28 protein-coding genes are annotated in these 24,095 nt (G+C 58.2%); 16 read left to right on the top strand and 12 right to left on the bottom strand.

What is annotated here, in order from left to right; translation table 11 throughout:
* The first annotated feature begins 41 nt into the window (after positions 1 to 41).
* Together rlmB and GT756_RS22870 are read left to right on the top strand one after the other, a co-directional pair.
* Entirely contained in the window at positions 42 to 773 is a 732-nt protein-coding gene (gene rlmB / locus GT756_RS22875; RefSeq protein ID WP_002885669.1) for a 23S rRNA (guanosine(2251)-2'-O)-methyltransferase RlmB, read from the top strand.
* Between the two features lie 124 nt (positions 774 to 897).
* Positions 898 to 2,535: an isovaleryl-CoA dehydrogenase gene (locus GT756_RS22870; RefSeq protein WP_126065784.1), complete on the top strand. Its 1,638-nt coding sequence runs from the start codon at positions 898 to 900 to the stop codon at positions 2,533 to 2,535.
* Here the strand turns inward: GT756_RS22870 and yjfN are convergent.
* A complete protein-coding gene (gene yjfN / locus GT756_RS22865; RefSeq protein WP_004206450.1) occupies positions 2,526 to 2,801 on the bottom strand; it encodes a DUF1471 family protease activator YjfN in 276 nt (91 codons plus the stop codon). The genes GT756_RS22870 and yjfN overlap by 10 nt on opposite strands.
* A 137-nt stretch (positions 2,802 to 2,938) precedes the next feature.
* Complete coding sequence (gene bsmA, locus GT756_RS22860) at positions 2,939 to 3,247, bottom strand: biofilm peroxide resistance protein BsmA (RefSeq protein WP_004206451.1); 309 nt, start codon at positions 3,245 to 3,247, stop codon at positions 2,939 to 2,941.
* A 209-nt stretch (positions 3,248 to 3,456) separates the two neighbouring features.
* Here bsmA and yjfP point away from each other — a divergent pair, with 209 nt between their 5' ends.
* Entirely contained in the window at positions 3,457 to 4,173 is a 717-nt protein-coding gene (gene yjfP / locus GT756_RS22855) for an esterase (RefSeq protein ID WP_004206452.1), read from the top strand.
* On the opposite strand, the gene ulaR is transcribed toward yjfP, so the two are convergent.
* Together ulaR and ulaG are read right to left on the bottom strand one after the other, a co-directional pair.
* On the bottom strand, positions 4,170 to 4,925 hold the full coding sequence (ulaR, locus tag GT756_RS22850) for an HTH-type transcriptional regulator UlaR (RefSeq protein ID WP_004206453.1): 756 nt from the start codon (positions 4,923 to 4,925) through the stop codon (positions 4,170 to 4,172). The genes yjfP and ulaR overlap by 4 nt on opposite strands.
* A gap of 107 nt (positions 4,926 to 5,032) precedes the next feature.
* Positions 5,033 to 6,097, bottom strand: a complete 1,065-nt coding sequence (gene ulaG, locus GT756_RS22845; protein WP_048294047.1) for an L-ascorbate 6-phosphate lactonase — start codon at positions 6,095 to 6,097, stop codon at positions 5,033 to 5,035.
* Positions 6,098 to 6,460: 363 nt separating this feature from the next.
* Here ulaG and ulaA point away from each other — a divergent pair, with 363 nt between their 5' ends.
* The 6 genes from ulaA to GT756_RS22815 are packed head-to-tail and all read left to right on the top strand — an operon-like array spanning position 6,461 to position 10,870.
* The gene (gene ulaA, locus GT756_RS22840) at positions 6,461 to 7,861 is read left to right on the top strand and encodes a PTS ascorbate transporter subunit IIC (protein WP_023319569.1); all 1,401 of its coding nucleotides are present in this window, start codon (positions 6,461 to 6,463) and stop codon (positions 7,859 to 7,861) included.
* 12 nt (positions 7,862 to 7,873) lie between these two features.
* Positions 7,874 to 8,179, top strand: coding sequence for a PTS ascorbate transporter subunit IIB (ulaB, locus tag GT756_RS22835; RefSeq protein WP_002885682.1), 306 nt, complete (start codon positions 7,874 to 7,876; stop codon positions 8,177 to 8,179).
* A 9-nt stretch (positions 8,180 to 8,188) separates the two neighbouring features.
* The gene (gene ulaC, locus GT756_RS22830) at positions 8,189 to 8,656 is read left to right on the top strand and encodes a PTS ascorbate transporter subunit IIA (protein ID WP_023319570.1); all 468 of its coding nucleotides are present in this window, start codon (positions 8,189 to 8,191) and stop codon (positions 8,654 to 8,656) included.
* A gap of 13 nt (positions 8,657 to 8,669) precedes the next feature.
* Positions 8,670 to 9,320: a 3-keto-L-gulonate-6-phosphate decarboxylase UlaD gene (gene ulaD / locus GT756_RS22825; protein WP_008807179.1), complete on the top strand. Its 651-nt coding sequence runs from the start codon at positions 8,670 to 8,672 to the stop codon at positions 9,318 to 9,320.
* Positions 9,321 to 9,329: 9 nt separating this feature from the next.
* A complete protein-coding gene (locus GT756_RS22820) occupies positions 9,330 to 10,184 on the top strand; it encodes an L-ribulose-5-phosphate 3-epimerase (RefSeq protein WP_108433167.1) in 855 nt (284 codons plus the stop codon).
* Positions 10,184 to 10,870: an L-ribulose-5-phosphate 4-epimerase gene (locus GT756_RS22815; protein WP_160125089.1), complete on the top strand. Its 687-nt coding sequence runs from the start codon at positions 10,184 to 10,186 to the stop codon at positions 10,868 to 10,870. The genes GT756_RS22820 and GT756_RS22815 overlap by 1 nt, the downstream gene beginning before the upstream one ends.
* A gap of 63 nt (positions 10,871 to 10,933) precedes the next feature.
* On the opposite strand, the gene GT756_RS22810 is transcribed toward GT756_RS22815, so the two are convergent.
* Positions 10,934 to 12,127 carry an MFS transporter gene (locus GT756_RS22810; RefSeq protein WP_160125088.1) on the bottom strand — a complete coding sequence of 398 codons (1,194 nt, stop codon included), beginning with the start codon at positions 12,125 to 12,127 and terminating at the stop codon, positions 10,934 to 10,936.
* 149 nt (positions 12,128 to 12,276) lie between these two features.
* The gene (locus GT756_RS22805; protein ID WP_004206463.1) at positions 12,277 to 12,552 is read right to left on the bottom strand and encodes a DUF1471 domain-containing protein; all 276 of its coding nucleotides are present in this window, start codon (positions 12,550 to 12,552) and stop codon (positions 12,277 to 12,279) included.
* A gap of 341 nt (positions 12,553 to 12,893) precedes the next feature.
* Between GT756_RS22805 and rpsF the strand changes: the two genes are divergently transcribed.
* The 4 genes from rpsF to rplI are packed head-to-tail and all read left to right on the top strand — an operon-like array spanning position 12,894 to position 14,332.
* Positions 12,894 to 13,289, top strand: a complete 396-nt coding sequence (gene rpsF, locus GT756_RS22800) for a 30S ribosomal protein S6 (RefSeq protein WP_002885691.1) — start codon at positions 12,894 to 12,896, stop codon at positions 13,287 to 13,289.
* Positions 13,290 to 13,294: 5 nt separating this feature from the next.
* Positions 13,295 to 13,609 (top strand): primosomal replication protein N, encoded by a 315-nt coding sequence (gene priB, locus GT756_RS22795; RefSeq protein ID WP_002885722.1) that lies wholly within the window; start codon positions 13,295 to 13,297, stop codon positions 13,607 to 13,609.
* 4 nt (positions 13,610 to 13,613) lie between these two features.
* Positions 13,614 to 13,841 (top strand): 30S ribosomal protein S18, encoded by a 228-nt coding sequence (rpsR, locus tag GT756_RS22790; protein WP_000135199.1) that lies wholly within the window; start codon positions 13,614 to 13,616, stop codon positions 13,839 to 13,841.
* Positions 13,842 to 13,882: 41 nt separating this feature from the next.
* Positions 13,883 to 14,332: a 50S ribosomal protein L9 gene (rplI, locus tag GT756_RS22785; protein ID WP_004206464.1), complete on the top strand. Its 450-nt coding sequence runs from the start codon at positions 13,883 to 13,885 to the stop codon at positions 14,330 to 14,332.
* A 108-nt stretch (positions 14,333 to 14,440) separates the two neighbouring features.
* Here rplI and GT756_RS22780 read toward each other — a convergent pair whose 3' ends face one another.
* On the bottom strand, positions 14,441 to 15,115 hold the full coding sequence (locus GT756_RS22780; RefSeq protein WP_004206465.1) for a LysM-like peptidoglycan-binding domain-containing protein: 675 nt from the start codon (positions 15,113 to 15,115) through the stop codon (positions 14,441 to 14,443).
* 219 nt (positions 15,116 to 15,334) lie between these two features.
* Here GT756_RS22780 and fklB point away from each other — a divergent pair, with 219 nt between their 5' ends.
* A complete protein-coding gene (gene fklB / locus GT756_RS22775) occupies positions 15,335 to 15,955 on the top strand; it encodes an FKBP-type peptidyl-prolyl cis-trans isomerase (protein WP_002886687.1) in 621 nt (206 codons plus the stop codon).
* A 305-nt stretch (positions 15,956 to 16,260) separates the two neighbouring features.
* A complete protein-coding gene (cycA, locus tag GT756_RS22770) occupies positions 16,261 to 17,664 on the top strand; it encodes a D-serine/D-alanine/glycine transporter (protein WP_004206470.1) in 1,404 nt (467 codons plus the stop codon).
* A gap of 104 nt (positions 17,665 to 17,768) precedes the next feature.
* On the opposite strand, the gene ytfE is transcribed toward cycA, so the two are convergent.
* The 4 genes from ytfE to GT756_RS22750 form a co-directional block, all read right to left on the bottom strand.
* On the bottom strand, positions 17,769 to 18,431 hold the full coding sequence (ytfE, locus tag GT756_RS22765) for an iron-sulfur cluster repair protein YtfE (protein WP_004206471.1): 663 nt from the start codon (positions 18,429 to 18,431) through the stop codon (positions 17,769 to 17,771).
* An 82-nt stretch (positions 18,432 to 18,513) separates the two neighbouring features.
* Entirely contained in the window at positions 18,514 to 19,485 is a 972-nt protein-coding gene (locus GT756_RS22760; RefSeq protein WP_004206472.1) for a DMT family transporter, read from the bottom strand.
* Between the two features lie 75 nt (positions 19,486 to 19,560).
* A complete protein-coding gene (locus tag GT756_RS22755) occupies positions 19,561 to 20,385 on the bottom strand; it encodes an AraC family transcriptional regulator (protein WP_048294052.1) in 825 nt (274 codons plus the stop codon).
* A gap of 78 nt (positions 20,386 to 20,463) precedes the next feature.
* Entirely contained in the window at positions 20,464 to 21,312 is an 849-nt protein-coding gene (locus GT756_RS22750; RefSeq protein ID WP_017900587.1) for an SDR family oxidoreductase, read from the bottom strand.
* Positions 21,313 to 21,402: 90 nt separating this feature from the next.
* On the opposite strand from GT756_RS22750, the gene GT756_RS22745 reads away from it, so the two are divergent.
* Positions 21,403 to 21,774, top strand: coding sequence for a helix-turn-helix domain-containing protein (locus GT756_RS22745; RefSeq protein ID WP_004206475.1), 372 nt, complete (start codon positions 21,403 to 21,405; stop codon positions 21,772 to 21,774).
* 226 nt (positions 21,775 to 22,000) lie between these two features.
* Here GT756_RS22745 and cpdB read toward each other — a convergent pair whose 3' ends face one another.
* The gene (gene cpdB, locus GT756_RS22740; RefSeq protein ID WP_108433169.1) at positions 22,001 to 23,944 is read right to left on the bottom strand and encodes a 2',3'-cyclic-nucleotide 2'-phosphodiesterase; all 1,944 of its coding nucleotides are present in this window, start codon (positions 23,942 to 23,944) and stop codon (positions 22,001 to 22,003) included.
* Positions 23,945 to 24,095 lie beyond the last annotated feature (151 nt).

The raw sequence follows: 24,095 nt of genomic DNA, 5'->3' as shown, positions 1-24,095 counted from the left end.
GGGGTGAAGGGCGGATAACAGAACCTAAAACGAGTACATCAATGAGTGAAATGATTTACGGCATCCATGCGGTGCAGGCACTGCTGGAGCGCGCACCTGAGCGTTTTCAGGAAGTTTATATTCTGAAAGGCCGTGAGGATAAGCGCCTGCTGCCGCTGATCCACGCTCTGGAAGCGCAGGGCGTGGTGATTCAGCTGGCCAACCGCCAGTTTCTCGATGAGAAGAGCGAAGGCGCGGTACACCAGGGGATCATTGCCCGCGTGAAGCCGGGGCGTCAGTATCAGGAGAACGATCTGCCGGATCTGCTGGCGCAGCTCGATCAGCCGTTCCTGTTGATCCTTGACGGTGTGACCGATCCGCATAACCTCGGCGCCTGCCTGCGCAGCGCCGATGCTGCCGGCGTGCACGCGGTGATTGTGCCAAAAGATCGTTCCGCGCAGCTGAATGCGACGGCGAAGAAAGTGGCCTGCGGCGCGGCGGAGAACGTCCCGCTGATCCGAGTCACCAACCTGGCGCGCACCATGCGTCTGTTGCAGGAGGAGAACGTCTGGATCGTTGGAACCGCAGGTGAAGCCGACCATACGCTGTTCCAGAGCAAAATGACCGGGCCGATGGCGCTGGTGATGGGCGCGGAAGGCGAAGGCATGCGCCGCCTGACCCGCGAGCACTGCGATGAGCTGATCAGCATTCCGATGGCGGGCAGCGTCTCCTCGCTGAACGTCTCGGTGGCCACCGGCATCTGCCTGTTTGAGGCGGTACGCCAGCGCAGCTAAGCTGACCCGCTGACGAAACTGAAAAGCCATCCTTCGGGATGGCTTTTTTGTGACCGCTCTCGCGGGCGAGTATCCCCCCGGATAACCATACTTAGGCTTATCGCCATTGATGGAGGGAGACACGATGCACTGGCAAACCCACACCGTTTTTAATCAACCGACCCCGCTGAATAACAGCAATCTGTTCCTGTCCGATACCGCCCTACGTGAAGCGGTGGTCCGCGAAGGCGCCGGCTGGGATGGCGATCTGCTCGCCAGCATTGGCCAGCAGCTGGGGACCGCAGAATCGCTGGAGCTGGGACGCCTGGCCAACAGCAACCCGCCGGAGCTGCTGCGCTATGACGCCACCGGCGCCCGACTGGACGACGTTCGCTTCCACCCCGCCTGGCACCTGCTGATGCAGGGGCTGTGCGCGAACCGGGTGCATAATCTCGCCTGGCAGGAGGATGCCCGTGAAGGCGCGTTTGTCGCGCGCGCCGCTCGCTTTCTGCTTCACGCCCAGGTAGAGGCCGGAACGCTGTGCCCGATTACCATGACTTTCGCCGCGACGCCCCTGCTGCAGCGCGCCCTGCCCGCGCCTTTTGGCGACTGGCTGTCGCCGCTGCTGAGCGACCGTTACGATCCCCACCTCGCGCCGGGCGACCAGAAGCGCGGTCTGCTGATTGGCATGGGGATGACCGAGAAGCAAGGGGGTTCCGATGTGCTGAGCAATACCACCCGCGCGGAGAAAACAGCGGAAGGGTTTTACCGGCTGGTGGGACACAAATGGTTTTTCTCGGTGCCGCAGAGCGATGCGCACCTGGTGCTGGCCCAGGCGCCTGCGGGTCTGTCGTGCTTCTTTGTGCCGCGCCTGCTGCCCGACGGGCAGCGCAACGGGGTGCGTCTGGAGCGCTTAAAAGAAAAGCTCGGCAACCGCTCCAACGCCAGTAGCGAAGTGGAGTTTTATGACGCCTGCGGCTGGCTGGTGGGTGACGAAGGCGATGGCGTGCGGCAGATCCTCAGGATGGGCGGTCTCACCCGCTTTGACTGCGCGCTGAGCAGCCATGCCCTGATGCGCCGGGCCTTCTCCGTAGCGCTGTATCATGCGCTACAGCGTCAGGCGTTCGGTAAAAATCTGGTCGATCAGCCGATGATGCGCCAGCTGCTGGGGCAAATGGCGCTCCGTCTTGAAGGACAGACCGCGTTTCTGTTTCGTCTGGCGCGAGCCTGGGACCGTCGGGATGATGCCCGGGAAAGTGCCTGGGCGCGTCTGTTTACGCCTGCGGCCAAGTTTGCCATCTGCAAGGCCGGTATCCCGTTTGTCGCTGAGGCGATGGAAGTCCTGGGAGGGATCGGCTATTGCGAGGAGAGTGAGTTGCCGCGGTTGTATCGCGAGATGCCGGTCAATAGCATCTGGGAAGGCTCCGGCAATATTATGTGCCTCGATGTGATGCGGGTACTGAGCAAGCAGCCGGCGGCGATGGAGCTGCTGGCCGCGGAGTGTGCGGAGGTGAAAGGACAGAACCGCCATCTCGACCGCGCATGGCGTCAGCTGCAGCAATTGCTGAAACGACCCGCCGAAGAGCAGGGCAGAGAGATTGCCCGGCTGGTCTATCGTCTGGGGGCGGGGGCGCAGATGCTGCGTTTCGCTTCGCCGCCGCTGGCCGAAGCCTGGTGCCGGATGATGCTCGACACGCGCGGCGGCATACGTCTTGACGCGCCGACCCTCGACGACCTGCTGCTGCGGGCCATGGGGCGGGGGCGCCAGGCGCCTCAGGCGTAGAGAATGGCCTGCACGCGCCAGCTGTCCGGCTGTTGCTCCTCGTACATCTGAATAATGCGATACCAGGAGGCGCCTTGCTCGTCCGCTTTGCGGGCAATGGCGTGCTCCACATCCTGTTGGCTGCCGGAAAGATTAGCGACGGAGATCAGACCGATTTCATTCAGGCCGGTAACGCAATCCGCGCTGGCGAATTCGGCTGACTGCGCGGACGTGTTGGCCGTCGCAGTGGTTAACAGCAGGCTGGATAGGGTAAAAGATCGTTTCATCGTCAGCTCCATTTCACGTAGTCCCAAGGGCAGTCCGTTGCTAACGTCCTGCCAGGTGGCTGGCCGAACGTTATTATGCACAGGAGAACGTGAATGGACGCAAAGCTATGTAAAGCAGATTTAAAGACACCGCCTCGTCATCGACGATAGAGGATCGCCTGCGAATACCACTGGCCGGGTACCATGGTGTCATCGATCATGATGATGACGTAGTAATCGGCTTTGGCCGCTTCTGCTTTGGCCTTCAGCGCCGCTTCGACATCCATCGGCGAACCGTACATCAGTACGCTCACCGTGGCCATTTTCTGCAGGCCAGCCGTCTGGTTGCGCTGGATCTCCTGCGGATGGTCGGTGGCGGGCGGCGGGGCTTCCGGCGTTCCCTGCAGAGCACTACACCCGCTGAGGACGATAGCCAGTAACCACGGAGACAACCTGCGCATAACCATATCTCGTTTCCTGATAGTGATAGTGTAGTGGTAGCCTTAACAGGATTTCCGGGGAATGTTCCCGAACTGTTATCTCTGACGCGATTTTCGAATGAAAATGTTGTGAAAGCGTAACCGGGTTCTCAACATTATGAATCGTAGCAAACTGGGTTGCCTGGTGAATGCATTTTCCCATGCCGCCTAACCACAATAGAGAAGGGAGACGATAAATGATTGCACTAGAAATGCGCAACCTCGGCGGTGGCGAAATTTTGCATGCCTGCCCGCAGGAGAGTCTGGACAAACCACTGCCCTGTATCGTCTTTTATCATGGCTTTACCTCGTCGAAACTGGTTTACAGCTACTTTGCGGTGGCGCTGGCCCAGGCGGGTTTCCGGGTGATTATGCCGGACGCGCCGGAGCATGGCGCGCGCTATCACGGTGATGAGACCGGGCGGATGCAGCGCTTCTGGCCGATCCTGCAGCAGAATTTCAGCGAGTTTCCCGCGCTGCGTGAGGCGATTATCGCCGAAGGCTGGCTGGAAGGAGAGCGACTGGCGGTGGCGGGGGCGTCGATGGGGGGAATGACGGCCCTGGGTATCATGACGCACCATCCCGAGCTGAACAGCGTCGCCTGCCTGATGGGATCAGGCTATTTTCGTTCGCTGTCGCAAACCCTGTTTCCCTCGCCTGGCTTTGATGGCGACAGCCTCAGCGAATGGGATGTCAGCCATCAGCTGGCGTCGCTCGCCCGGCGGCCGCTGTTGCTCTGGCATGGCGATGCCGACGACGTGGTGCCGCCGGAAGAGACCTTCCGTCTTGAGCAAGCGCTCAGGCAGAGCGACCTTGCAGCCAGGCTGACCTGCGTCTGGCAGAAAGGCGTCCGCCATCGCATCACCCCGGAGGCGCTGGCCACGACGGTCGCCTTTTTTCAGCAGCATCTTTAAACGCGGATCACGCTGACGCCCTGGTCCTCAAGCTGCTTGAGGATCGCGGCATCGGCCTGTTTGCCGGTGATCACCACGTCAATTTGCCCGGCCTGGCTGAATAGCATTCCGGCGCGCTCGCCGATCTTGCTGCTGTCGACCAGCACCGCCAGCTTGCCGACCACGCTGAGCATTTTCTGCTCGGCCATGGCGGTCAACATATCTGTTTTGTATAACCCCTCGGCGGTTAACCCTTTGCCGCTGGTGAACATCCAGTGCCCGGCATAGAGGCTGTTTTCACTGCCGTGGGGGCTGAGGGTGATGGCGTGGCTGCGGTTGTACTGCCCGCCCATGATAATCACGCTGTCGTGTTCCTGGTCGATCAGGTAGTTGGCCAGCGGCAGATAGTTAGTGATGATCTGCACCGGTTTGCCGCACAGTTCACGCCCCAGCAGAAAGGCGGTGGAGCCGCAGTTGATGACGATGCTCTCACCCGGCGCGATCAGCTGCGAAGCGGCGCGCGCAATACGCACTTTTTCATCCAGATTCTGCGCCTGGTGGATATTCATCGGCGTCCAGCGGGGGCGCTGCTCGCTAATGGCTTCCGCGCCATTGCGTACCTTTTTCAGTTTGCCGCTTTCATCCAGCTTGTTGATATCACGTCGGGCCGTTGCGGGTGAGATCCCGAGCCGCGACATCACCTGCTCTACGGTAACAAACCCCGTTTGGGCGAGCAGATCCAGCAGAATTTGGTGCCTTTGCGCTTCCGTCATGAGCGAATCCGATTAAAAGTGAACGGCAAAGATGATATTTGAAATCATGTGAAAATACTAACCCTGCGGCGGGGTATTTCCGGCAGGCAGTGCCTGCCGGAGGCGGCTTACAGGAAGGATTTGAACGGCAGGTCCGGCTCAATGGTAAAGCAGTCATCGAAGCCGCGCGGGTAGTGATATTCGAAATTGTCTTTATCCAGCGGCCAGGTAAATTTGCCGCCGACCTGCCAGATAAACGGCTTGAAGCCGTACTTCAGACGATCTTTTTTCATCTCCCACAGGACGCGGATCTCCTGCGGATCGGCCTGAAAGTTCGACCAGATATCATGGTGGAACGGGATCACCACCTTCGCGTTGAGCGACTCTGCCATGCGCAGGATATCGGCGCTGGTCATTTTGTCGGTGATCCCGCGCGGGTTCTCGCCATACGAGCCGAGGGCGACGTCAATCTGATGCTCGTTGCCATGCTTCGCGTAATAGTTGGAGTAGTGGGAATCGCCGCTGTGGTACAGGTTGCCGCCCGGTGTTTTAAACAGATAGTTGACCGCGCGCTGGTCCATCCCGTCCGGCAGCACGCCGGCGGCTTTTTGATCCGCCGGGAGGGTGATCAGCGCGGTACGGTCGAACGCGTCGAGCGCGTGGATCTCAATGTCCTTAATCTTCACGACATCGCCGGGCTTCATGACGATACAGCGCGCTTTCGGCACGCCCCAGCCGATCCACATATCGACGCAGGTTTTCGGGCCGATAAACGGCACATCGGCCGGGCAGTTCTGCATGACGGCGGCGGCGACGTTGACGTCAATATGATCGTTGTGATCGTGGGTCGCGAGGACCGCGTCAATCTGGCGAATGGCGAATGGATCGAGCACGAACGGGGTGGTGCGCAGATTGGGCTGGAGCTTCTTCACCCCTGCCATCCGCTGCATCTGATGGCCGGTTTTCATCAGTGGATTGCCGTGGCTCTGCTTGCCGGTGCCGCACCAGAAATCGACGCAGACGTTGGCGCCGCCTTCGGATTTCAACCAGATGCCGGTACAGCCCAGCCACCACATGGCGAAGGTGCCGGGCGCAACCTGCTCCTGCTCAATCTCTTCATTCAGCCAGCTACCCCATTCCGGAAAGGTGTTCAGGATCCATGATTCACGGGTGATGGTCTGTACTTTACTCATCGCGGTCTTCCTCGTGCATTTTCAAAAGTAATCATTATTTGATTGGTTTTGATTTATGTTGTCACTGTGCTTCCAGGATTGCAATCATGTTTTCCATCCCTTTTGCGATCTGATACGCATGATCTCCCGTCTTTTTCACAGCTTACGTGCCTTGGTTTTTGTTTTATCTATATGATTTAAAATGTTTATTTATGTTTCATTATAAATGAATGGAAATAACCTGAGTGAAGGAAAGGATTATTGCGGTGTGCGTCACATTTAATCAAATTTAATCTTGTTGTGATTATTTTTGATTATTAGAGTGAGCAACGAGAAATGCTGAGCGTAAGGCGCGTTCAGCGCCTTCACCATCGGGAGTGTGTTATGGCAATCCTCTACAACATCTTTACCGTTTTCTTTAATCAGGTGATGACTAATGCCCCGCTGCTGTTGGGTATCGTGACCTGCCTGGGCTATATCCTGCTGCGTAAAAGCGTCAGCGTGATTATCAAAGGCACCATCAAAACCATTATCGGTTTCATGCTGTTACAAGCCGGCTCCGGCATCCTCACCAGCACCTTTAAGCCGGTGGTGGCGAAAATGTCAGAGGTGTACGGCATTAACGGCGCCATCTCTGACACCTATGCCTCGATGATGGCGACCATCGACCGGATGGGCGAGGCCTATAGCTGGGTGGGCTACGCGGTGCTGCTGGCGCTGGCGCTGAATATCTGTTACGTCCTGCTGCGCCGGATTACCGGCATCCGCACCATCATGCTGACGGGCCATATCATGTTTCAGCAGGCGGGGCTGATTGCGGTCTCGTTCTTTATTTTCGGCTACTCCATGTGGACCACCATCATCTGCACCGCGGTGTTGGTGTCTCTCTACTGGGGCATTACCTCCAATATGATGTACAAGCCTACTCAGCTGGTCACCGACGGCTGCGGGTTTTCTATCGGGCACCAGCAGCAGTTCGCCTCGTGGATTGCCTACAAAGTGGCGCCCTGGCTGGGGAAAAAAGAGGAAAGCGTCGAAGACCTCAAGCTGCCCGGCTGGCTGAACATCTTCCACGACAACATCGTTTCCACCGCGATTGTGATGACTATCTTCTTCGGTGCGATCCTGCTCTCTTTCGGCATTGACGTGGTGCAGGCGATGGCGGGTAAAACCCACTGGACGGTCTATATCCTGCAGACCGGTTTCTCCTTCGCGGTGGCGATTTTCATCATCACTCAGGGCGTGCGGATGTTCGTCGCCGAGCTGTCCGAAGCCTTCAACGGTATCTCGCAGCGTCTGATCCCCGGGGCGGTGCTGGCGATCGACTGCGCCGCTATCTATAGCTTCGCGCCGAATGCGGTGGTCTGGGGCTTTATGTGGGGCACCATCGGTCAGCTGATTGCCGTCGGCATTCTGGTCGGCGTCGGCTCCCCGATTCTGATTATTCCTGGTTTTATCCCTATGTTCTTCTCCAACGCGACGATTGGCGTTTTTGCCAACCACTTTGGCGGCTGGCGCGCGGCGCTCAAAATCTGCCTGGTGATGGGCATGATTGAAATATTCGGTTGCGTATGGGCGGTGAAACTCACCGGCATGAGCGCCTGGATGGGGATGGCGGACTGGTCGATTCTGGCGCCGCCGATGATGCAGGGCTTCGCCTCCGTCGGGCTGGCGTTTATGGCCGTCATCATCCTGATTGCACTGGCTTATATGTTCTTCGCCGGCCGCGCGCTGCGCGCCGAGGAGGACGCGGAAAAACAACTGGCAGAGGCCTCTGCCCAATAAGGAGTTCTGATTATGACCGTACGTATTCTGGCTGTGTGTGGTAACGGGCAAGGCAGTTCCATGATCATGAAAATGAAGGTGGACCAGTTCCTGACGCAATCCAACATCGACCACACGGTAAACAGCTGCGCGGTAGGTGAATACAAAAGCGAGCTGAACGGCGCGGATATCATCATCGCTTCAACCCATATCGCGGGGGAGATTACCGTCTCCGGTAATAAACATGTGGTGGGCGTGCGTAACATGCTTTCGCCAGCGGATTTCGGTCCCAAGCTGCTGGAGGTGATTAAAGCTCACTTCCCGCAGGACGTGAAATAAGGAGCGGCCATGAAACTTCATGAATCGCTGGCGCAGAACCACTCCATCCGCCTGCAGGCGGAAGCGGAAACCTGGCAGGAGGCGGTAAAAATCGGCGTCGATCTGCTGGTGGCCGCCGACGTCGTGGAACCGCGCTATTACCAGGCCATTCTCGACGGCGTGGCCGAGCACGGCCCCTATTTTGTGATCGCCCCCGGGCTGGCGATGCCGCACGGGCGGCCGGAAGAGGGCGTCAGGAAAACCGGGTTTGCGCTGGTGACCCTGAAAAAACCGCTGATTTTCAACCACGAAGATAATGACCCGGTCGACATTCTGATCACCATGGCGGCGGTTGACGCCACCACTCACCAGGAGGTGGGGATTATGCAGATCGTTAATCTGTTTGATGATGAAGCCAATTTCGACCGTTTACGCGCCTGCCGCAGCGAGCAGGAAGTGCTGGATTTAATTAAAAACGCCACCGCGGCGGCTGTTTAAAAGGAACACTATCATGTCATTACCTATGTTACAGGTCGCACTGGACAACCAAACGCTGGCCAGCGCCTACGAGACCACCCGCCTGATCGCCGAAGAGGTGGATATCATTGAAGTCGGCACCATCCTTTGCGTCGGGGAAGGGGTGCGTGCGGTGCGCGATCTGAAAGCGCTGTACCCGCATAAAATTGTGCTGGCGGACGCCAAAATCGCCGACGCCGGCAAGATTCTGTCGCGGATGTGCTTTGAAGCCAACGCCGACTGGGTCACGGTGATCTGCTGCGCCGATATCAATACCGCCAAAGGGGCGCTGGATGTCGCCAAAGAGTTCAACGGCGACGTTCAGATCGAGCTAACCGGCTTCTGGACCTGGGAGCAGGCGCAGGCATGGCGCGAGGCGGGCATCCAGCAGGTGGTCTATCACCGCAGCCGCGACGCGCAGGCGGCGGGCGTGGCGTGGAGCGAGGCGGATATCAGCGCAATTAAGCGTCTGTCCGATATGGGCTTCAAAGTGACCGTCACCGGCGGCCTGGCGCTGGAGGACCTGCCGCTGTTCGCTGGCATCCCCATCCACGTCTTTATTGCCGGGCGCAGCATCCGCGATGCCGCTTCGCCGGTGGAAGCGGCGCGCCAGTTTAAACGCTCTATCGCCCAGCTGTGGGGTTAAGGAGCGGCTATGTTGGCGAAACAAATTCCGCTCGGCATCTATGAAAAAGCGCTCCCCGCCGGGGAGTGCTGGCTGGAGCGGCTAAAGCTGGCGAAAGCGCTGGGCTTTGATTTCGTTGAGATGTCTCTCGATGAAACGGACGCCCGCCTTGCGCGGCTGGACTGGAGCCCGGAGCAGCGTCTGGCGCTGGTCAAGGCGGTGGCTGAAACCGGCGTCCGGGTGCCGTCGATGTGCCTTAGCGCCCATCGCCGTTTTCCGCTGGGTAGTGAAGACGACGCGGTGCGGCATCAGGGGCTGGAAATTATGCGTAAAGCTATTCAGCTGGCGCAGGATGTGGGGATTCGGGTGATCCAGCTGGCAGGCTACGACGTCTATTACCAGCAGGCGAACGATGAGACGCGCCGCCGCTTTCGCGACGGCCTGAAACAGAGCGTCGAGATGGCCAGCCGGGCCCAGGTAACCCTGGCGATGGAGATCATGGACTACCCGCTGATGAACTCGATCAGTAAAGCGCTGGGCTATGCCCATTACCTGAATAATCCGTGGTTCCAGCTTTACCCGGATATCGGCAATCTGTCGGCGTGGGATAACGACGTCCAGATGGAGCTGAAGGCGGGGAGCGGGCATATCGTGGCGGTACACGTCAAAGACACGAAGCCCGGCGTCTTTAAAAACGTGCCGTTCGGCGAAGGGGTGGTCGATTTTGAACGCTGCTTCGAAACGCTCAAGCAGACCGGCTACTGCGGACCGTACCTGATTGAGATGTGGAGCGAAACCAGCGCTGACCCGCTGGCGGAGGTGGCGAAGGCGCGTGACTGGGTGAAGGCGCGGATGGCCCGCGCGGGCCTGATGGAGGCGGCATAATGCAACAGCTGAAACAGCAGGTGTTCGAGGCCAATATGGATCTGCCGCGCTACGGCCTGGTGACCTTTACCTGGGGTAACGTTAGCGCCATTGATCGGCAGCGTGGGCTGGTGGTGATTAAGCCCAGCGGCATCGCCTACGAGTCAATGACCGTCGATGACATGTCGGTGGTTGATCTGCAGGGGCACGTGGTGGAAGGGCGCTGGCGTCCCTCCTCTGATACCGCCACCCATCTGGCGCTCTATCGCCGTTATCCCGACCTTGGCGGGGTGGTGCATACCCATTCGACGCACGCTACCGCCTGGGCGCAGGCGGGGCTGGCGATCCCGGCGCTCGGCACCACTCATGCGGACTATTTCTTCGGCGATATCCCTTGCACCCGGGCGCTTAGCGCGCAGGAGGTGGATGAGGCCTACGAGCTGAACACCGGGAAGGTGATTATCGAAACGCTGGGCGAGGCAAACCCGTTGTATACGCCGGGGATCGTCGTCTATCAGCACGGGCCGTTCTCCTGGGGGAAAGACGCCCACGAGGCGGTGCACAACGCGGTAGTGATGGAAGAGGTGGCGCGCATGGCGTGGATTGCCCGCGGCATTAATCCGCAGCTGCAGCCGATTGATAGCTGGCTGATGGAAAAACATTTTCTGCGTAAACACGGGCCGAACGCCTACTACGGGCAGAAGTAAACGACGCGCTCCGGGGCTTTCACCGTCACGGTGAAACAACTGGTCTGGCCCCGGAGCTGTTTTTTAGCCCTGACGATAAGCTGAGGGCATAGCGCGCATGCCGATGAGCGTGACCACGCAAATTATCGCGCCAGCGTAAAACGTCGAAGCGGCGCCGAAGGTTTCCCACAGCACTCCGGCGCAGGTACTGGCCAGCAACAGCGCCAGGCCGCTCATCAGGTTGAACATACCGAACGCCGTGCCGCGTAGCTCCGGCGGCGCCGTATGGGCGACCATCGCCGCCAACAGCCCTTGGGTCATCCCCATGTGAATTCCCCATAGCGCGACCCCGACCAGCAGCGTGCTCCAGTGGCCGCTGAGGGCCAGCACGATATCGGCGAGGATCAGCACCAGCAGTCCCCACTGCAGCAGTTTGCTGTGGCTCATGTTGTCAGAGAGCTTGCCGAACGGGTAGGCCGTAACGCTGTAGACGAGGTTCATCGCCACCATCACCAGCGGAATAGTAAACAGCGGGATCTCCATCTGCTGGGCGCGCAGCACCAGAAAGGCTTCGCTGAAGCGGGCAAGGGTGAAGATGCTACCGATGGCGACCACCCACCAGTAGGCGGCGGAGAGCTTTTGCAGATTTTCGCGCTTCAGCGGATTACTGCGTTTATGACCGATGGCGGATTTTGGCTCCTGCAGACCAAAACCCAGCAGGAGAATGGAGAGCACGGCGGGAATAACCGCCACCCAGAATATGGCGTGAAAATCGTTGGCCCAGAGAAACATCAGCAGCACAGCCAGCAGCGGGCCGAGAAAGGCGCCAATGGTATCCAGCGCCTGACGCAGCCCGTAGGCAGCGCCGCGGATCTCCGGTGGGGTGACGTCGGCGACCAGCGCGTCTCGCGGCGCGCCGCGAATGCCTTTGCCTACGCGGTCTATCATGCGGGCGCTAAACACCACGCCGGCGGTCGGGGCGATGGCAAACAGCGGCTTGCTGAGCGCGCCCAGGCCGTAGCCCAGCAGCGCCAGCCCTTTGCGCTTGCCGACGTAGTCGCTGATCGCGCCGGAGAAGACTTTCAGGATCAGGGCGGTGGCTTCCGCCAGCCCCTCGATAAGACCGATAATGATCACGCTGGCGCCGAGGGTGGTGGCCATAAACAGCGGTAAGAGACTGTGGATCATCTCGGACGACACATCCATCAGCAGGCTGACGCCGCCGAGCACCCAAACGCCTTTGGGGATGCGGCCTAAGGTGGCGAAACGCGGAACCATCCATTACTCCTGATTATCAAAAAACAGACTGATGATTAAATCAGGTTGCAATGACGCTGATAAGTCGATTTATAAAATAATTCTCAATTGCGTTTAGGTGAGGGTTTCGCTTCGCCCCTCGCGAGGAGAGGCGAAGAATGGGCCCGGCGTTAGCGGTATATCACCGCGCTGGCGCGAAGCGGGCCGTTGGTTTCTGGTTCATGCATCAGGATGGGCTGGAAGTATTTCGCCCCCTGCGCATCGCTCAGCTGGCTAAGGGCCTGTTCAGCCTCGTGCTCAGTGGCCATATTATGATTGATATAGATAACGCCGAGGCTCTGCACGTCGTCCATGTTGCGGGCCTGTCGTTCGGTGATTTGGATAGCTGCCAGCGCGTTGGCGCTGAAGAAAAGCGCAGCCATCATGGCGATGATTTTCAGTTTCATATACTACGCTCCTGACTGACAGTCCTGACGCTGACTCGGGGGCTCTCCTGTGGTCGTTGGGCTTTGATATAAGTGTAATCGCTGCGCGTTCGTCGCATGGCGACCTTTTCTGATGCAGTTGTTCAAAAAAATGCCGCTTCCTTTGCTGGTTAATTTTAAATCACCCACTTAGCGCAACTTGACGCATAGTGCGAATTATTTGTGCAAATGCGCTTGTGTTCCTGGGGGGCCGCCATTAGAATGACGCGTCAATTTTTCAGCCGCCCTTTAACACGTTCCTTGCCTCCATGGGCCGCGGCTGACCCAGACAGGAGGCTGAATAATCCGTAAGGAGCAATTCGATGCGTCATTACGAAATCGTTTTTATGGTCCATCCTGACCAGAGCGAACAGGTTCCGGGCATGATCGAACGTTACACTGGTGCAATCACTGCAGCAGCAGGTACGATCCACCGTCTGGAAGACTGGGGCCGCCGTCAGCTGGCTTATCCGATCAACAAACTGCACAAAGCTCACTACGTTCTGATGAACGTTGAAGCGCCGCAGGAAGCGATCGATGAGCTGGAAACTAACTTCCGCTTCAACGACGCCGTTATCCGCAGCATGGTAATGCGTACTAAGCACGCTGTTACCGAAGCATCTCCGATGGTTAAAGCGAAAGACGAGCGCCGTGAGCGTCGCGAAGATTTCGCCAACGAAACCGCAGATGATTCTGAAGCTGGGGATTCTGAAGAGTAATCCTGATGACCAACCGTCTGGAGCTGTCCGGCATTATTTGCAGGACTCCACTTCGTAAGGTCAGCCCGTCAGGAATTCCTCACTGCCAGTTCGTGCTTGAGCATCGTTCAGTGCAGGAGGAAGCCGGTTTTCACCGGCAGGCATGGTGTCAGATGCCCGTTATTATTAGCGGTCACGAGAACCAGGCCATTACTCACAGTATAACGGTCGGTAGCGCAGTAACCGTTCGAGGGTTCATCTCTTGCCATAAGGCAAAGAACGGCTTGAGCAAAATGGTTCTGCATGCCGAGCAGATTGAATTGATAGATTCTGGAGACTAGCCATATGGCACGTTATTTCCGTCGTCGCAAGTTCTGCCGTTTCACCGCGGAAGGCGTTCAAGAGATCGACTATAAAGATATCGCTACGCTGAAAAACTACATCACCGAAAGCGGTAAGATTGTCCCGAGCCGTATCACCGGTACCCGTGCAAAATATCAGCGTCAGCTGGCACGCGCTATCAAACGCGCTCGCTACCTGTCCCTGCTGCCGTACACTGATCGTCATCAGTAATCGGTCACGGTCCATTAATACGACTTTGAGAGGATAAGGTAATGCAAGTTATTCTGCTTGATAAAGTAGCAAACCTGGGTAGCCTGGGTGATCAGGTTAACGTTAAAGCGGGCTATGCTCGTAACTTCCTGGTCCCGCAGGGTAAAGCTGTTCCTGCTACCAAGAAAAACGTTGAATTCTTCGAAGCGCGTCGCGCTGAACTGGAAGCCAAACTGGCTGACGTTCTGGCAGCTGCTGAAGCTCGTGCTGCGCAGATCAACGCCCTGGAATCCGTAACCATCGCGTCTAAAGCTGGCGACGAAGGTAAACTGTTCGGTTCCATCGGTACTCGCGACATCGCCGACGCTGTCACTGCAGCAGGCGTTAAAGTTGCTAAGAGCGAAGTTCGCCTGCCGAACGGCGTTCTGCGTAACGTTGGCGAGCACGAAGTGGACTTCCAGGTTCACAGCGAAGTATTCGCTAAAGTTATCATCAACGTGGTTGCTGAGTAATCGGCATCTGACGTTCTGGTAACAACAAACCGCCGGCCTTGTGCCGGCGTTTTGCTTTCCAGAGCCCTTCATTTTGCGGCGGCGTAACGCTCGCTGTCGTCTTCTCTGCTAGCGCGCACGCACAAAACTGCCATTCGACTGGCGGGTAAACAGCACCTGCTGACCATTGCCGGTATCAATAGTGAGCCCGGTGACCACGCCGTTGGCGTTCTGCCGAATCTGCACCGTCTGTCCGCTCTGCAACGTGCTTAATGGTTTACCAGCGCCTTCAACCTGCGCCATGGCGTAGACGTCGGTGGCCGGCAGCCCATGATCGCGGAACAGCTGGGCCAGGGTTTTGCCTGACTCGATGCGATAGGTTCGCCACTGTTGCTCAATGCCCGGCGCGGACTGCTGCGATGAGGATTGATAGGGCTGGGAGGCGGCGGGCTGCTGCGTTTGCGCCTGGTCCGGTTGCTCATCCTGAATCGGCTCCGGGGCGACCGGTGCCATCTGGTCGGCATCGCTCACGGTAGGCGTATTGGTGATCGGCGGCAGGGGAACAGCCTGATTGCCGCCAGCTTGCGGCTGGGACTGCGACTGCAGATTCAGGTTTGCTTCACGGCTGGCGGACGCCGGGTTTTGGCTATCGTCTGAGGGAAGCAGAATGCCGATGATAACCAACAGGAAGCCAGCGATAATTCCCCGGCGGTGCATCGGGGGCAGTGGGTCCAGGAGGCGAAAATGATCCGGGGCGTGCCAGATTTTCGCCAGGGTAGATGTCAGTTCAAAGCGCCCGGGCATGGCTTTCCTCCTGCTCCGCATATTTTTATCCTGCATATGAGTATAGATGGCTAACGTCCTGATGACCGGAACAAAGTGAAGTTAACCTGATGCCGCCTATTGTTTCTTTTTCGCTGAGATTTGTCATCATCCGCCGACAAAGTTTTACCCATTTCGCTATGGCTGTTATGCTTCCGGACGCTTTTCTCTTGATGTTTATCACCCAAAAAAGGAACAAAGATGGCAACCCCAACTTTTGACACTATCGAAGCGCAGGCAAGTTACGGTATCGGCTTGCAGGTTGGACAACAGCTGAGCGAATCCGGCCTGCAGGGGCTGCTGCCGGAAGCGTTGGTGGCGGGTATCGCCGATGCGCTGGAAGGTAACCAGCCGCAGGTGCCGGTAGAAGCCGTCCACCGTGCGCTGCGTGAAATCCACGAGCGCGCCGACGCCGTGCGTCGCGAGCGTTTCCAGGCGATGGCCGCTGACGGCCAGAAGTACCTTGATGAAAACCGCGAGAAAGAGGGTGTGAACAGCACCGAGTCCGGCCTGCAGTTCCGCGTGCTGACCCAGGGCGAAGGCCCGATCCCGGCCCGTACCGACCGCGTACGCGTGCATTACACCGGTAAACTGATCGACGGCACCGTCTTCGACAGCTCCGTCGCCCGCGGCGAACCGGCAGAGTTCCCGGTGACCGGCGTAATCGGCGGCTGGATTGAAGCGCTGACCCTGATGCCGGTAGGTTCCAAATGGGAACTGACCATCCCGCACAACCTGGCCTACGGCGAGCGCGGCGCTGGCGCGTCGATCCCTCCGTTCAGCACCCTGATCTTCGAAGTTGAACTGCTGGATATTATCTAAACAGCAGAGGCTTCCTCTTCCCCAGCGGCGGGGGAAGCCACAAAAATAGCGTAAAATCCTTAAGTTAAAAATTAATTGGAATTATGTTTTGCATTCATCGCGTATGGGTGTATTTTTGTGAGCTATTTCGCGTTAGATGAGTGATATAACACTCACTTTAAACATAAAATTAACATTATATCTAAATCATAGTATTCATCCCTCCGATTCTTACCTAATATCGACTAGCCCTTGCTGGGGTTAATGACAGACGACAGGCCATCAGAGCCTGAACAACACAGACAGGTACAACAGGAAGAAATCACATGGTAGATCAGGTTAAAGTCGCTGCTATCGAGCAGGAGCCGACTGAACAATCGCTACGGCGAAATCTCACAAACCGACATATTCAGCTGATTGCAATTGGCGGGGCGATCGGCACTGGATTATTTATGGGTTCTGGCAAAACCATCAGCCTTGCCGGGCCATCCATTATTTTTGTTTATATGATTATCGGTTTTATGCTGTTTTTCGTTATGCGAGCCATGGGCGAATTACTGCTGTCGAACCTCGAATATAAATCCTTCAGCGACTTCGCGGCCGATCTGCTGGGCCCCTGGGCGGGCTACTTTACCGGCTGGACCTATTGGTTCTGCTGGGTGGTGACGGGGATGGCGGACGTGGTGGCGATCACCGCCTACGCGCAGTTCTGGTTTCCCGGACTCTCCGACTGGGTCGCGTCTCTGGCGGTGATCCTGCTGCTGCTGGGCCTGAACCTTGCCACCGTCAAAATGTTTGGCGAAATGGAGTTCTGGTTCGCGATGATCAAAATCGTCGCCATCGTGGCGCTGATCGTGGTCGGCCTGGTGATGGTCATGATGCATTTTAAATCGCCGACCGGCGTCGAAGCCTCTTTCGCGCATCTGTGGAATGACGGCGGCTGGTTCCCTAAAGGGCTGAGCGGCTTCTTCGCCGGCTTCCAGATTGCGGTATTCGCCTTCGTGGGGATTGAGCTGGTCGGTACCACTGCGGCTGAAACCAAAGACCCGGAAAAATCCCTGCCGCGGGCGATTAACTCCATCCCGCTGCGTATCATTATGTTCTACGTCTTCGCATTGATTGTGATTATGTCGGTGACGCCGTGGAGCTCCGTGGTGCCGAGCAAGAGCCCGTTCGTTGAGCTGTTCGTGCTGGTCGGTCTGCCGGCGGCGGCGAGCCTGATTAACTTCGTGGTGCTGACTTCCGCAGCCTCCTCAGCCAACAGCGGCGTCTTCTCCACCAGCCGTATGCTGTTCGGTCTGGCGCAGGATGGTCAGGCGCCGAAGATGTTCGCCAAACTGTCGAAGCGTGCGGTGCCGGCGAAGGGCTTAACCTTCTCCTGCATGTGCCTGCTGGGCGGTGTGGTGATGCTGATGGTCAACCCGAGCGTGATCGCCGCGTTCACCATGATCACCACGGTGTCGGCGATCCTGTTCATGTTCGTCTGGACGATTATCCTTTGCTCTTACCTGGTCTATCGTAAAAAGCGTCCGCAGCTGCACGAGAAGTCCAAGTATAAGATGCCGCTGGGCAAATTAATGTGCTGGGTGTGCATGGCCTTCTTCGTCTTCGTACTGGTGCTGTTGACCCTCGAAGATGATACCCGTGAAGCGCTGATGGTCACCCCGCTGTGGTTTGTTCTGCTGGGTGCGGGCTGGCTGTTTGCCGGCAAAAAACGTCTGGCGAAATAAACGAAAATTTTAACGTTGCTTGCAACGGATCGTCATAAAAAAGGCCACTCAACGTGGCCAAATAAGACGGACAATGTCGAGGGCGCTTGCGGGCGCCTTTTTCTTTACTGACCGGCGAGGGCACGCGGGAACAGCACGTTATTTTCCAGACTGATGTGCTCCATCAGATCGTCGATCATCTCGTTGATACCGTTATACATTGCCTTCCAGGTGGTGCAGGCTTCCGGCGGCGGCGTCACGTTATGGGTGATATGTTTGATTACCTCCAGCAGTTCGCCCGCTTCATCATGCTCGCTTTCCATTACGCCGATCGGGCCCCCGGCCTGGGCGCCCATCCCCTGTTTGATCATCGGAAACAGGATCTGCTCCTCTTTCATCATGTGGCTGGAGAGCTCCTGCTGCAGCATGGTCAGGTACTTCGTCAGACCTTTCGGCACATTCGGTTTATCGGCGTGGACCCGTTCAACCTTGGTGGCCTGCAGGATCAGCTCCGGCAGCTGTTCGCGGTGCCGGTCATGATAGCGAACGATGATATGGTCGATGATCTCCGCCAGAGGCGCCGCGCGCCAGTCGCGGGTGATAGGCTCCCCGGCCAGTTTCTCCAGCTCGGCCTCAATCACCGCGACATCCAGCGCTTTGCGCGATGCGGCGCGCGCCAGCGTCTGTTTGCCGCCGCAGCAGTAATCCATATCGTATTGACGGAACAGGGCGGAGGCGCGCGGGATGGTCAGCGCCAGCTCGCCTAAAGGTTGGTCACGGAAAGCCATAGCAGTTACCTCGTCATCAGGAATATAAGATGTATTTTAAATGCATCTTTATGGCGAGGGAATACCCCTTAATAGGGCCCGGCTACTTTTTTTCGTTCGTCAGCGGTTGCAACGTCGGTTTTTCCGGCCTGGCGCGGACGGCGGAGACCACGCCGAGCACCAGCAGCAGGATACCGCTCAGGGTCAGCAGCGGCGGTAAACTTTGCCGCAACAGAAAGGTATACAGAAGCCCGGCCAGGGTTTCGAAAACGATAAGCGGCCCGAGGATCACCGTCGGTAATCGTTGACTGGCAATATTCCAGCACAGCGCGCCGACCCATGAGCAGAGCACCGCGATGGCCAGCATCAGCGTAATAAACACCGCCGGGCGCGGGCCGAAGGGCAGTGGGAACCCGGCCTGCTGACCGTGCAGCCAGGCGCAGGCGGCGAGATAGCCGGCCAGCGAAACCGGAAGCGTCACCAGCGCCTGAGCGGTAGCCCACATCATCGGCGGTTGATGCGGGTTCTCCCGAAGCCAGCGGGCGTTGCGCAGGGCATACCAGGCCCAGCAGACCACCGACCCCAGCGCCAGCGCAATGCCGGAGCCGTAGCGCCACGGGCTAAAATCAGGCAGCCCCTGGCGCAGTTCCGCGACGTTAACGCAGATCAGGCCGACGGCGATGCAGACCAGCGCCGGAAACAGGCGCCGCCATGGCAGCTTTCCGTCGCGCTGGCTGTAGAGCAGATTGGCGAAGACCGGCAATACCACCGGCAGCGTGCCGATAATCATGGTGGAGACCGGCGCCCCGGTACGCTGAATGGCGCTGGCCAGGCAGACGTAATAGATAAGATTTCCCATCATCGTCAGACCCAGCGCGGTCCACCAGTCGTTCCGGCTCAGCTGGCGCAAACGCGCGCGCCCGAGCCATGCCAGCGGCAGGGCGATCAGACCCAGCGCCAGATAGCGTCCCATCGACTGCAGCATCGCCGGATACTCTGGCACCAGCAAAGGCCCGACGAAAATTAAACCCCACATCAGCCCCGCCAGCAGGGCGTACAACACACCACTAATCATCATTGCATCCATTGTCATCACTGTTGTCTGCAGTGTAGAAGGAGGCCGGGCGGGAATATTGTATGAGATTGCGCATCAGCGCCTGGCGACCTGCTTCTGATAGCGTACCGGCGTAATGCCGTAACGCTGGGTGAAGGTGCGGGTCAGGTGAGACTGGTCGGTGAGGCCGACGGCTATCGCCACTTCGGCGGCGGGCATGCCGTGGGTGAGAAACGCTTTGGCGCGCCACAGGCGGATGGCCATCAGCATCTGATGGGGCGTTACGTGATAGTGGGCTTTAAACTGGCGCTGAAAGTGGTACGGGCTCAGCGCCGCCACCTGCGCCAGCTCGTCGAGGGTGATGGGGCGCATATAGTTATCATGCAGGTAGTCGCGCACGCGGTCGAAGCGATGCCCGGCCTCACCCTGCGCCGAGGCATGGTGGGCCAGAGGGCGAAAGGCGTCGATGAGGTCGAGCAGCATTCCCTGCTGGGCCAGCGCATCTTCGCTGTGCCACAGACCGTAAATCAGCTGGCCAATCCGCCGGGACCGCAGGGGATCCTCGCGAACCACCTCGCTGAACCACCAGTCGCGCACCCCGGTGATGGCTTCCAGACGGTCGGGCTCCAGATAAATCATCCGGTAGCGCCAGCCGTCGGCGGTTTCCGCTTCGCCGGTGTGCAGCTCGTCGGGATTCATGGTGACAATGGCATTGGCGGCGGCGATGTGCTGACTGCCGCGGTAGCGAAAGCGCTCGGCGCCCTGCTCAATCACGCCAATGCCGAAAGCTTCGTGGGTATGGGGTTCAAAGGCGTAGCGGGAGATATGGGCGTGGTAAAGCTCTACCCCGGGCAGCTGTTCGAGATGGCGAAAGCGCGCGCGATCTTTTTCATCACTAAATTGGGGTGGTACGCCCTGCATGCCTGCCTCCCGACGATTAATCTCTTCAATATGAGAGAGGAACCGCCGGGACGCAACCGCAAAAGCTGAGAGGGGCGGTTACAGAATGCCTTTCACGCTTTCGGCAAGGGAGGTGGTCGGACGGCCGATCAACGTACTCAGGGTGCGGCTGTCGTCAAACAGCCCGCCTTTCGAGGCGCCGACGTCGGAGTCTGCCAGCATATCGGCCAGACCCGCCGGCAGGCCGACGCTTTTCAGCGCGGCGACGAAGTCGGCTTCGCTGAGATTTTGGTAGACCACGTTTTTACCGCTTTGCTTGCTCAGCTCAGCAGCCAGGTCGCTCAGCGTCCAGGCGTTATCACCCGCCAGTTCATAAACTTTCCCTGCATGGCCTTCACCGGCGATAACGCGGGCGGCCGCGGCGGCATAATCTGCGCGGGTAGCGGAGGCAATTTTACCTTCGCCGGCGGCGCCGATAAACACGCCGTGCTCCAGCGCCGGCGGCGCGCTGGCCAGATAGTTTTCAGTATACCAGCCGTTACGCAGCAGGGCGTAAGCGATACCCGAGTCGGCCAGCATCTGCTCAGTTGCAATATGCTCTGCGGCCAGGCCCAGCGGCGAAGTGTCGGCGTGCAGCAGGCTGGTGTAGGCGATGAACTTCACCCCAGCGGCTTTGGCGGCGTTGATGACGTTGCGGTGCTGTACGGCGCGCTGGCCGACTTCGCTGGAGGAGATTAACAGCAGTTTATCCACGCCCTGCAGCGCGGCGGTCAGCGCCGCTTCGTCGCTATAGTCGGCCTGGCGGACGACAACGCCCTGCTGGCTGAGAGTCTGGGCTTTGGCCGGGTTGCGGACAATCGCCACAATCTGGCCGGCAGGGACGGTTTTAAGCAGGTCTTGCAGAACGTAGTGGCCAAGCTGGCCGGTGGCACCGGTAAGAGCGATCATTAGTCTTCTCCTTCGTGTTTAGTGGCAGTTGTGGTAAGCTAACACCTTAACTAACTTTTAGTAAGTACGTACAAAAAGGTAAGTGTGAAAATGGCCGAACCGACGCTGAGCGAGAAACTGCGCAATGGCAATTTGTTTGCGGAACAGTGCCCGTCGCGCGATGTGCTTAAACATGTCACCAGCCGCTGGGGCGTGTTGATTCTGGTGGCGCTGCGCGAAGGAACTCATCGCTTCAGCGATCTGCGGCGCAAAATGGGCGGAGTCAGCGAAAAGATGCTGGCGCAGTCGCTGCAGGCCCTGGAGCAGGATGGTTTTATCGACCGCGTCTCTTATCCGGTGGTGCCGCCGCACGTTGAATATAGCCTGACGCCGCTCGGCCTGCAGGTGAGCGAGAAGGTGGCGGCCCTGGCGGACTGGATCGAGGTTAATCTGCCGGCGGTGCTGGCTAGCCACGAGGAGTGAAAATGTATCACTCCCTGTAGCCCCGGTAAGCGCAGCGCCACCGGGGAGATGTTCCCGGATAGCGGCTGGCGCCTTATCCGGGCTACCCATCAGCTCCGGTTTGTAGCCCCGGTAAGCGCAGCGCCACCGGGGAGATATTTCCGGATAGCGGCTGGCGCCTTATCCGGGCTACTCGTCAGCTCCGGTTTGTAACCCCGGTAAGCGCAGCGCCACCGGGGAACAGGGATTACTGACTCAAATCCAGCTGATAAATGGCGAAGCCGATATCATCGGTGGCCACCTGACGCATCGGATACTGGGCTTTCTCTTTGATAAACGCCGCGGCTTTGTCGCCAGGCGAGGTCTCAAAACGGATATCCAGCGGCGTCTTACTGTGGATCGGCGCCAGACGCCAGTTGTTATCCGCCGCCGGATGGATCGCGCCATCCTTCTTCGATTGCGCGCCAATCCACGCCGCCAGCACTGAACGGTTTTCATCCGGTGAGGCGAAGGCGATATGGCTTTCGCCGGTGCCAGCGAATTTACCGCCGTACGCGCGATAGTTATTGGTGGCGACCAGGAAAGTGGCCTGCGGATCGACCGGTTTGCCGTTGAAGGTCAGGTGCTTAATACGCTCTGCCTGCGGATGGATCATCTGACATTCGCCGTCGTAGCGGGCCGGCTGAGTGACGTCGATCTGGTAGTTCACCCCGTCAATCACGTCGAAATTATAGGTGCGGAAGCCGTCCCAGTTGATCAGCGACTGCGGCTTGCTGCTGGTCGGGTCAATCTGGTTAAACTGCCCGGCGGAGCACTCCAGCCACTCCTTGACCTCCTTCCCGCTGACCTTCATCACCACCAGGGTGTTCGGGTAGAGATAGAGGTCGGCGGCGTTGCGGAAGGTAAGCTGGCCTTTTTCCACTTCCACGAAGCTCGCCGGATCGTTTTTACGCCCGCCGACTTTAAACGGCGCGGCAGCGGAGAGTACCGGTAGTTTCGCCAGATCCGGGTCGCCCTGAATGTAGTGTTCAACGTAGGCTTTCTGCGCCATGTTGACTACCTGCACCGTCGGGTCGTCCTGCACCAGCGCCAGATAGCTGTACATGTTGTCGGCGGACTTGCCGATCGGCTTACTGACGAACTCGCGAGTAGCGTCGTGATCGGCTTTCAGCACCGCCACCAGCTTACCGTCTTCGTCCGCCAGCGATTTCTTCGCCACCGCGTCGTAGATTGGCCGTGCTTCCGCTTTACTCTGAGTCACCTGCCATTTGCCGCTGTCGTTGTTCAGCACCAGATCGACCACCCCGAGATGATCGCCCCACATTCCCGGCATCACCGCCGGTACGCCGTTCAGCGTCCCTCTGGCGATATCCGCGCCTTTAATGGTGGCGAAGTCTTTGCCTGGGAATACCGCGTGGGCGTGGCCGAACATGATGGCGTCAACGCCGGGCACCTGGCTTAAGTAGTAGACTGAGTTCTCGGCCATCGCCTGATACGGGTCGGCGGAGAGGCCGGAGTGAGCGACCACTACCACCACATCAGCCCCTTTCGCCCGCATCTCCGGGATATATTTGCGCGCGGTTTCGGTAATGTCGTTGACCGTCACTTTGCCGCTAAGATTGGCTTTATCCCAGGTCATGATCTGCGGCGGCACAAAGCCGATATAGCCGATGCGCAGGGTGTGGGATTGACCTGCGCTGTCCTGAACCGGGGTATCCTTGATCAGGTACGGGGTGAACAGCGGTTTGCCGGTTTTGGCATCGATGATATTGGCGTTCACGTAGGGGAATTTCGCCCCGGCTAGCGCCTTGTGCAGGAAGTCGAGGCCATAGTTGAATTCATGGTTGCCCAGGTTGCCGACGGCATAATTCAGGGTATTCATCGCCTTATACACCGGATGAACATCGCCCTCTTTCAGTCCCTTGGCGGCCATGTAGTCGCCCAGCGGGCTCCCCTGGATGACATCCCCGTTATCCACCAGTACGCTGTTTTTCGCTTCTGCCCGCGCCTGTTCAATCAGGGTGGCGGTACGCACCAGGCCGAATTTCTCCGTGGCGGCATCTTTGTAATAGTCAAAGTCCATCATATTGCTGTGCAGATCGGTGGTTTCCATGATCCGCAGGTCGACCGTTGCGGCGTTGACGCTGGCGGCGATCAGCGTGGCCAGGAGCGTTGCGCTAAACTTAATCATCAGAGGCGTCCTTTTTTATGAGCGATAGCACAGAAGAAAATGTATTTATATTCTGTTGCTTACAGAAATGTGAATCTTGCCAGAAAAGCGGGCAGAGAAACCGCCATCGTTATCACAGATAGCGGAACTTGCGGTGATGCGATATAAATAA

Origin of the sequence: Klebsiella sp. Q2, from assembly GCF_009900705.1 — a bacterium.
GTDB classification, from domain to species: Bacteria; Pseudomonadota; Gammaproteobacteria; order Enterobacterales; family Enterobacteriaceae; genus Klebsiella; species Klebsiella quasipneumoniae.
The sequence above is the reverse complement of the archived record's forward strand: the minus strand, read 5'-3'. Positions and strand labels throughout refer to the sequence as shown.

Excerpts from the sequence above, each read along its gene's own strand:
- GT756_RS22750 (WP_017900587.1), bottom strand. The coding sequence starts at position 21,312 with ATGATCGCTCTTACCGGTGCCACCGGCCAGCTTGGCCACTACGTTCTG.
- ulaR (WP_004206453.1), bottom strand. The coding sequence starts at position 4,925 with ATGACGGAAGCGCAAAGGCACCAAATTCTGCTGGATCTGCTCGCCCAA.
- GT756_RS22810 (WP_160125088.1), bottom strand. The coding sequence starts at position 12,127 with ATGGTTCCGCGTTTCGCCACCTTAGGCCGCATCCCCAAAGGCGTTTGG.
- ulaB (WP_002885682.1), top strand. The coding sequence starts at position 7,874 with ATGACCGTACGTATTCTGGCTGTGTGTGGTAACGGGCAAGGCAGTTCC.
- priB (WP_002885722.1), top strand. The coding sequence starts at position 13,295 with ATGACCAACCGTCTGGAGCTGTCCGGCATTATTTGCAGGACTCCACTT.
- rpsF (WP_002885691.1), top strand. The coding sequence starts at position 12,894 with ATGCGTCATTACGAAATCGTTTTTATGGTCCATCCTGACCAGAGCGAA.
- ulaG (WP_048294047.1), bottom strand. The coding sequence starts at position 6,097 with ATGAGTAAAGTACAGACCATCACCCGTGAATCATGGATCCTGAACACC.
- bsmA (WP_004206451.1), bottom strand. The coding sequence starts at position 3,247 with ATGGTTATGCGCAGGTTGTCTCCGTGGTTACTGGCTATCGTCCTCAGC.
- GT756_RS22745 (WP_004206475.1), top strand. The coding sequence starts at position 21,403 with ATGGCCGAACCGACGCTGAGCGAGAAACTGCGCAATGGCAATTTGTTT.
- GT756_RS22815 (WP_160125089.1), top strand. The coding sequence starts at position 10,184 with ATGCAACAGCTGAAACAGCAGGTGTTCGAGGCCAATATGGATCTGCCG.
- GT756_RS22820 (WP_108433167.1), top strand. The coding sequence starts at position 9,330 with ATGTTGGCGAAACAAATTCCGCTCGGCATCTATGAAAAAGCGCTCCCC.
- cpdB (WP_108433169.1), bottom strand. The coding sequence starts at position 23,944 with ATGATTAAGTTTAGCGCAACGCTCCTGGCCACGCTGATCGCCGCCAGC.
- GT756_RS22760 (WP_004206472.1), bottom strand. The coding sequence starts at position 19,485 with ATGATTAGTGGTGTGTTGTACGCCCTGCTGGCGGGGCTGATGTGGGGT.
- GT756_RS22805 (WP_004206463.1), bottom strand. The coding sequence starts at position 12,552 with ATGAAACTGAAAATCATCGCCATGATGGCTGCGCTTTTCTTCAGCGCC.
- fklB (WP_002886687.1), top strand. The coding sequence starts at position 15,335 with ATGGCAACCCCAACTTTTGACACTATCGAAGCGCAGGCAAGTTACGGT.
- yjfN (WP_004206450.1), bottom strand. The coding sequence starts at position 2,801 with ATGAAACGATCTTTTACCCTATCCAGCCTGCTGTTAACCACTGCGACG.
- yjfP (WP_004206452.1), top strand. The coding sequence starts at position 3,457 with ATGATTGCACTAGAAATGCGCAACCTCGGCGGTGGCGAAATTTTGCAT.
- ulaA (WP_023319569.1), top strand. The coding sequence starts at position 6,461 with ATGGCAATCCTCTACAACATCTTTACCGTTTTCTTTAATCAGGTGATG.
- cycA (WP_004206470.1), top strand. The coding sequence starts at position 16,261 with ATGGTAGATCAGGTTAAAGTCGCTGCTATCGAGCAGGAGCCGACTGAA.
- ytfE (WP_004206471.1), bottom strand. The coding sequence starts at position 18,431 with ATGGCTTTCCGTGACCAACCTTTAGGCGAGCTGGCGCTGACCATCCCG.
- rpsR (WP_000135199.1), top strand. The coding sequence starts at position 13,614 with ATGGCACGTTATTTCCGTCGTCGCAAGTTCTGCCGTTTCACCGCGGAA.
- ulaD (WP_008807179.1), top strand. The coding sequence starts at position 8,670 with ATGTCATTACCTATGTTACAGGTCGCACTGGACAACCAAACGCTGGCC.
- rplI (WP_004206464.1), top strand. The coding sequence starts at position 13,883 with ATGCAAGTTATTCTGCTTGATAAAGTAGCAAACCTGGGTAGCCTGGGT.
- GT756_RS22755 (WP_048294052.1), bottom strand. The coding sequence starts at position 20,385 with ATGCAGGGCGTACCACCCCAATTTAGTGATGAAAAAGATCGCGCGCGC.
- ulaC (WP_023319570.1), top strand. The coding sequence starts at position 8,189 with ATGAAACTTCATGAATCGCTGGCGCAGAACCACTCCATCCGCCTGCAG.
- GT756_RS22780 (WP_004206465.1), bottom strand. The coding sequence starts at position 15,115 with ATGCCCGGGCGCTTTGAACTGACATCTACCCTGGCGAAAATCTGGCAC.
- GT756_RS22870 (WP_126065784.1), top strand. The coding sequence starts at position 898 with ATGCACTGGCAAACCCACACCGTTTTTAATCAACCGACCCCGCTGAAT.
- rlmB (WP_002885669.1), top strand. The coding sequence starts at position 42 with ATGAGTGAAATGATTTACGGCATCCATGCGGTGCAGGCACTGCTGGAG.